This window comes from Carboxylicivirga sp., assembly GCF_982718395.1.
Map to the genome: position 1 here is coordinate 1 of NZ_CEXQWX010000251.1, position 6,143 is coordinate 6,143.

Genomic DNA, 6,143 nt, shown 5'->3' on the forward strand with positions numbered 1-6,143 from the left:
TCCAATGAAAAAGTGGCTTAAAATCTTGTTTTTTATTAGAGTATATTTGTGGTTCATATATCTTAATTACGAAAGCAATTTACCTGAAAATTATATGAATTTTCCGGGTTAAGCACTGCCTATGAAATTAGATTAAAGTAAGAAAAGGCCCCATTCCGGAGAATGAGGCCCAGAGTATAAAACTCCCCTTAATGAAACGTCTTAAAAAATAATTTTAGTAAGTTTTTCTTCAAATTCAGGGCTTGAGGGCATTGGTGCAAAAGCATCAATAATGTTACCGTCTTTACCAATAACCATAAAACGTGGAACAGTCATTAGTTCATATGCTCCTAATTTTAGACGTTGCGTGATGTATTGGCTGGATGTTTTTTCATGTTCTGCCAGGTAGTCTTTCCATGGTTTTTCGGATGAATCAATGCTAATGGAAATAAACTCGACCTCATCACTGCCATATTTCTCGGCTAAAGCCTCAAAATAGGGCGATTCAGCCTTGCAAGGCCCACACCAGGTAGCCCATACGTCAATAACCAATAATTTACCCTTAAAGTGCTCCAATGAAACAAGCTGCCCATCCAATGAACTCATTTCAAACACCGGGGCTTTCTGTCCGGGTATTAATCGATTGTACTTGCCAAAAGCCTTATTTAAAATAGCTTTGTATTCGTCGGTTTTAAAAGAAGCCTCCTCTTTAGCTTTACGACTGAGCACCTCCTCTACCGGGCCTTTACTGTTCAGTTAATAAATCAGCTCATACGACTTCATAAAATCCAGAATTTCAGGTGCTATATTATCTTCGCCAAACAATTCTATGCAGCGATCGCTAACACCTAAGAAAACCCCAAGGTTGAGGTAGTCTTTATCATTCCCTTTAGCCAGGTATTTATCGATATCTTTTTGATAGATGGCACTGATACTATCCATAAATGCCATCATCTTTTCCTGGGAAACTTTGCTTTTATAAGCAAGTCGTCCGCCATACGACATTAAAGAATTGGCTGCATCAAAAAGAATACGACCATGCTCCATTTTCTTAAATGCCGGACTGACATTTTTTAGCGCCTTTAGTTCCTTTTGTTTGACTTTTACATGTTTACTTACACGTTTAGCCACTTCTTCAACGCTTGGTTCGCCATCCAAAATATTGGTACCATATAAATAAGACCCTGCTTTAGGGAATGGACGGTTTTTCAGATATATACAAGCTTCAGCTCCTGTTCCTTTAAACTCTACACTCCCGGGAACATCCCTATCCACCATCATCTCTAAATTATCACCGGGAGATAAGTAAAGGGTATTTCGGCCCAGATCAAAGTATGATGGTTCATCCAATTCAAAGCTTATCTCAAATTGATTTTGATCATCCAACTTGATTTGGATCGATTCTTTCAGAAGCTGTGCTTTGGGCGTTCCCTTATGCATTTTAGCTTCTGAGTCAAAGTTTCTCAGCTCACCCTTAAGATGAACGGTATTGTCTTGCGCTTTAACCAAGGTAAAACACCCCATTATGATAGCGACAATTAATACTTTTTTCATGGTTTATGCTTTTACGATATTGAAATTACACTTTAGCCACACACTTCACCAATCCTTTTTCCGGTGAAGCCAGGTAAAGGATATCCGCCTTGTCGATAGCCATAGGGATGTAAGCACAGCCCTCTACCAACTCATCAACACCATCAACCAGGCGGGCACCATCCTGTGAATATATTTTAATGCGGGTCGGACTCTTCTCTACCGTTACGATGGCTCCGTTTGACAAACGACCAATATTGACCGGGTTACAGCAGCCATGAAATTCTTCCAAATCGCTGCCGCGCTTACCAAAGGCCAATACTTTTTCGCCTGTTAGTTTGTAGCCCTGAACGCGGAAAGCACCCAAATCGGCTACCAGGAGCTGGTTGTTTTCTCCTGTGCAGAAATCAAGAATACCGCAACATGGACGCATATCAGCGATCTCGGAGTTCTTTTTGCCTGTTTGTGCATCGAAGATGAATAATTTAGCAGTGCCAAAATCGGAGACAATTAATTGATTGTTCATAAACTTGGCACCAGACGCTGATCCAAGGCCTTCAAAGCTGAAGCGTTTCTTTTCTGTACCTTTGGCATCAACAACAATACATTCAACGCCATCAACCACTTGTTTTTTGATTTCTCTTCCACGGTGCTTCTTCACAATGGTTTTGTAGTTAGGTGTCAGGGCGTAAATTTCATTAGCAGCACTAACGGCAAAACTAGTTGCCGGGCTCTTACTTCCCAGTGTAAAAGTATGCTCAGGCTGACCCTTGGCATCAACAATGGTAAACTGCCCTTCTTTGTTTAATATGCACAACTTGTTGCCCTCAATGGCTGACATATAGCTGACATGCTTGTAGTCTGCTCCTTTATAAGTTGGGTCAACTTTATACTGCACATTCTTAGCCTGAATTAAATCTTCCAGTTTAACATCCGTGTTTTTCAGCTCTTTAATTTTGGCTTTCATGCTTCTCACCTGCTTGTTATCCATATCCGGATCCAAATAAGAAAGCAATAACTCATGCGTCGCTGCATCAGATCCGGGAGATAATCTGGTATTAACCTGGTAAGCTGAAAACCACTCGTTTGGATGATTCTTTATCCAGTTCAATTCCCACTCATTTAACACAGTTTCTAAGCTATCACTGTATATTTTTGCTGCTTCTCTGCCATGTTCGTAGAAATACTTGTTCGACTTAGTTCTATATTCTTCTTGTCTAGCATTCCACTCCGCATCAAACCGGTTTACTGGTGAAGCAACCAACTTTACCTTTTCAATGACTTTATGCTTTGGGCTATATTCTGACGGTACCAATTTGCCTTCGTAGTTATTCTCTCCCTGCTCGATGAAGAACATCACATGATAATGTATGCTTTCTTCTGCTGATGCAATAAACAAATGCTCTGGCTCCGTCACATTAGCAATCTCACAGGTGAATTCGCCATTTTTCAGACTTACCTTAAGTGGGTTTTTATCCTTAAATCCTCGTTTTACCAGGAAATCAAACTCTTCCAGTCCTTCTATTTTCACCTTAACCTTGGCAGTGTTTTCGCTTTTCTTTTCCTGACAGGAAGCCAACACCAATACAATAAGCAACACGCTTACAATTTGTTTCATTTTATTTTGTCTTTGTGGGTTAAAAATTCTTTCGTTTGTCGATCCGTTTTAAATTATTTAAATGAGCAGTTACCCAATGGGAACTGCTCTATATTAATGCACCCGGTATATATATTTGCAAATTCGGGTTAAAATCATTGTTCGGATGAGATGGCTACGGCAATAACTCCTCCAGCTTCTGATCCAAGGCTTTGCCTCTCACATGTTTGGCAATAATTTTTCCGGTGCTGGCTTCTACCAACCAGTTGGCTGGGACAGCCGGTTGTGAAAACATTTTAGCCACCGGGCTTTCATAACCTTTTAAGTCGCTGGTATTGATCCATGGAATGTTCTCCTCATTGGATGCTTTTTCCCAGTCTTTACGCTTCTCATCCAATGAAAAGGATACGATCTCAAAGCCTTTTTCATGAAAAGCCTCGTAAGCTCTCTTCATATGCGGAATCTCGGCACGACAAGGCCCGCACCACGAAGCCCATAGCTCTACCAATACGTATTTGTTCTTTTTCAAGACCTCCGACAATTGAAATTCTTCACCTTCCAAATTACTGGCTGTAAAATCCTTTATGGTTTTACCTATATCCAAAGTAGCTCTTATGGCATATGTTTTCCTTGCTGCTTCCACCTGTAATTTGGTTAATATGGCCTCACGATTGTCGCCCAACTGATTGGCAAGTTCCTCTCTTGTTTTCATATCAACTTCATTATTGCCAGAAAAATAGCCTGCACTATGCAATAAGAGTTTCGCCAAAGGATCATCCTGTTGCTCATAGACCCGGGCTAAAACTTTACCTCGTGCTCTTCCCACAACTCCTCCGAGCCTGTAATATTCTTTCATAGCTGCTTCATCCTTATACGAAACACCTTTCTTTTTATGATCGTTTACTGCTTTATTTGCTTTCTGATAAGCAGGATCGTTGATGACCGGATTAATAATCATCTCACTATATTTACCTCCCTTAAACGTGAATTCGGTCATTGAAGTAAAGTCAATCTCCGTTTTGCCAGGCTCCAAGGCCATTAGAATAATGCCTGAGAGCATTTTTTTGCCATCAGCAGAACGTACATTCAAACTCACCATATGAGGACTTGCCACTTGGCCTTTATAGGCAATTACACCATCTTTGAAGCTCTCCTGCATAATCGTCTCAAACTTTCGAAGGCTATCTACACGCCTTCTGGAGATATGCACTTCTGCCCCTTCAGGGAAATGTTCGCCTCCTGTAATAACAATCTCAAAATCTGTTTTATCCGGTGTAAATGCAAAAACCATTGCCAGTACAAATACGGCTAAAAACCATTTTATATTTTTCTTAATATCCATAATTTACTGTATTAATTTAGTTATTATCAATCCGCGAGTCACCTCGCTTCATTACCTTTAATAAAATGCCTCCAAGCTGTTAATTACCTTTAGGCAATACAATCCATTTAAAACAATCGCCTTCCGAGAAATACAGGTTCTTACGATTTTGCTTGTACCATTTTTTCCACTCACCAGCTGTTTCGAATGATTCGGTTGTATATCGAGTCAGTATGCCTTGTGCTATTGCGGCCTGCTCATCATCTTTTAGCATTTTTAAGGCTGTCTCAAGCAATTTAATATCGGAGTTGGCTATGCCCAGCGCTTTAGCATCTTCATCGACTGCACTCTTGTACCATTCGCCTTCCAGGGCATAGAAATAATCCATATTTTCCTTATAGTAATTCTCATATGCGGCCCAGTCTTCGCCAAATTTCTTCTTCAGCTCTTCTGGTTCACGACGAATGGTCCACTCTCGTGTTTCTTTTTTAATGGGCATCTGAAGAATCATTTTTTCCATTTCATCTAAGGCTTCACCAGCATCTTTTTTGGCCTGTATTTCCTTTTTACGCTCTTTCGCTTTAGGTATGCCTTTGTTTAAGTAATGCTCCCAACGCGCCCATCCTTCATCAGACAATGTCCATTGTTGCTCGCGCATGTATAGGCGTAAATTAGTTCCCTTTATTTTTTTAGTTACCTGCTTCGCCCCTTTAAACTGTGCGATGTAATGTATTGAATTAATCAAAGTCAGCTTGGCACTTTCTGTCATGTATTCAGGAGCTGCCGCAAATCCCCAGTGAAAAAAGTTAGCATGTCGGCCAATAGCTGTTGCTTCAACCCCCTTGGCACATTTACCATTGGATATTTGTTCGGCATCAATGCCATTATCAAAGCCATAACCTGTTGACACCAGTCCCACCGGAAAGCCTTTACCATCTTCGTAGCCTTCGGTTTGAATGCGCCACATCGGCATGGTATCGCCTAAATCTCTGCCACCATAGCGCACCTTGTAGTTGCCTGGAGTTTTAATATCTTCGTAGCTAACACTTACCTGGTAAGGCTTATGAAAAATCGGATGTTCCAGCTTCATGCCATGTGCATGTGCATCTAAACACAAACACAGGTGATCAATTTTTAATTGGCGTCCCTGACCAATATAAGCCGATGGTTCACCAATCATAAGCGTAGCATGATTAAAGTCTTCGGTCAGGTACCTTGGCATTTCATACGTTCGCTCACCAGTCTCGGGATCTTCAATCCATCCGCCGGATATTGACGGCAGGTAATCATCAATTATCGTCACATCGTAGTTAGCAGATTGCCCTTCTTTATAATCTTCACTATATACAACATCCACTGAGTTAAAATACTGTTTCAAAAACGCTTCGTAATCAGACGTACGTGTTTTTATAAGTGCAGCCATTCGCTCAGGATTGGCCACGCGTTGCTTTTCTTTTTCTGTCATTTCCTTATCCGGGTTGACTCCGACATAAAGAATTTTTAGGTCTGACTTATTGATTTGTGCAAAAGATGAGCCTAATATGCAAACCACTAGCGTCAAGCTTACAAATAGTCTTTTAATTGTTTTCATATACATTAGTTTTATACAGATGTTTTATGCGCATTTTTCCCTATGACAACCTCAAATAATAAGGGATGACAAGAAAAAGAGCACATTAACCTTAATTAACCTAAGAGGATGTTGGGTTGACA

General features: G+C 40.5%; 5 protein-coding genes. All 5 read right to left on the reverse strand.

Annotated elements, in window-relative coordinates:
* Positions 1 to 201: 201 nt before the first annotated feature.
* The 5 genes from AC4MRQ_RS24530 to AC4MRQ_RS24550 all read right to left on the reverse strand — a co-directional run bounded on the left by AC4MRQ_RS24530 (position 202) and on the right by AC4MRQ_RS24550 (position 6,021).
* Positions 202 to 708, reverse strand: coding sequence for a TlpA family protein disulfide reductase (locus AC4MRQ_RS24530; RefSeq protein WP_491200370.1), 507 nt, complete (start codon positions 706 to 708; stop codon positions 202 to 204).
* A gap of 27 nt (positions 709 to 735) precedes the next feature.
* On the reverse strand, positions 736 to 1,533 hold the full coding sequence (locus AC4MRQ_RS24535) for a hypothetical protein (RefSeq protein WP_491200371.1): 798 nt from the start codon (positions 1,531 to 1,533) through the stop codon (positions 736 to 738).
* 25 nt (positions 1,534 to 1,558) lie between these two features.
* On the reverse strand, positions 1,559 to 3,130 hold the full coding sequence (locus tag AC4MRQ_RS24540) for an NHL repeat-containing protein (RefSeq protein ID WP_491200372.1): 1,572 nt from the start codon (positions 3,128 to 3,130) through the stop codon (positions 1,559 to 1,561).
* Positions 3,131 to 3,284: 154 nt separating this feature from the next.
* Positions 3,285 to 4,451 carry a TlpA family protein disulfide reductase gene (locus tag AC4MRQ_RS24545; protein ID WP_491200373.1) on the reverse strand — a complete coding sequence of 389 codons (1,167 nt, stop codon included), beginning with the start codon at positions 4,449 to 4,451 and terminating at the stop codon, positions 3,285 to 3,287.
* A gap of 79 nt (positions 4,452 to 4,530) precedes the next feature.
* Entirely contained in the window at positions 4,531 to 6,021 is a 1,491-nt protein-coding gene (locus AC4MRQ_RS24550) for a hypothetical protein (protein WP_491200374.1), read from the reverse strand.
* Between the last annotated feature and the right edge of the window lie 122 nt (positions 6,022 to 6,143).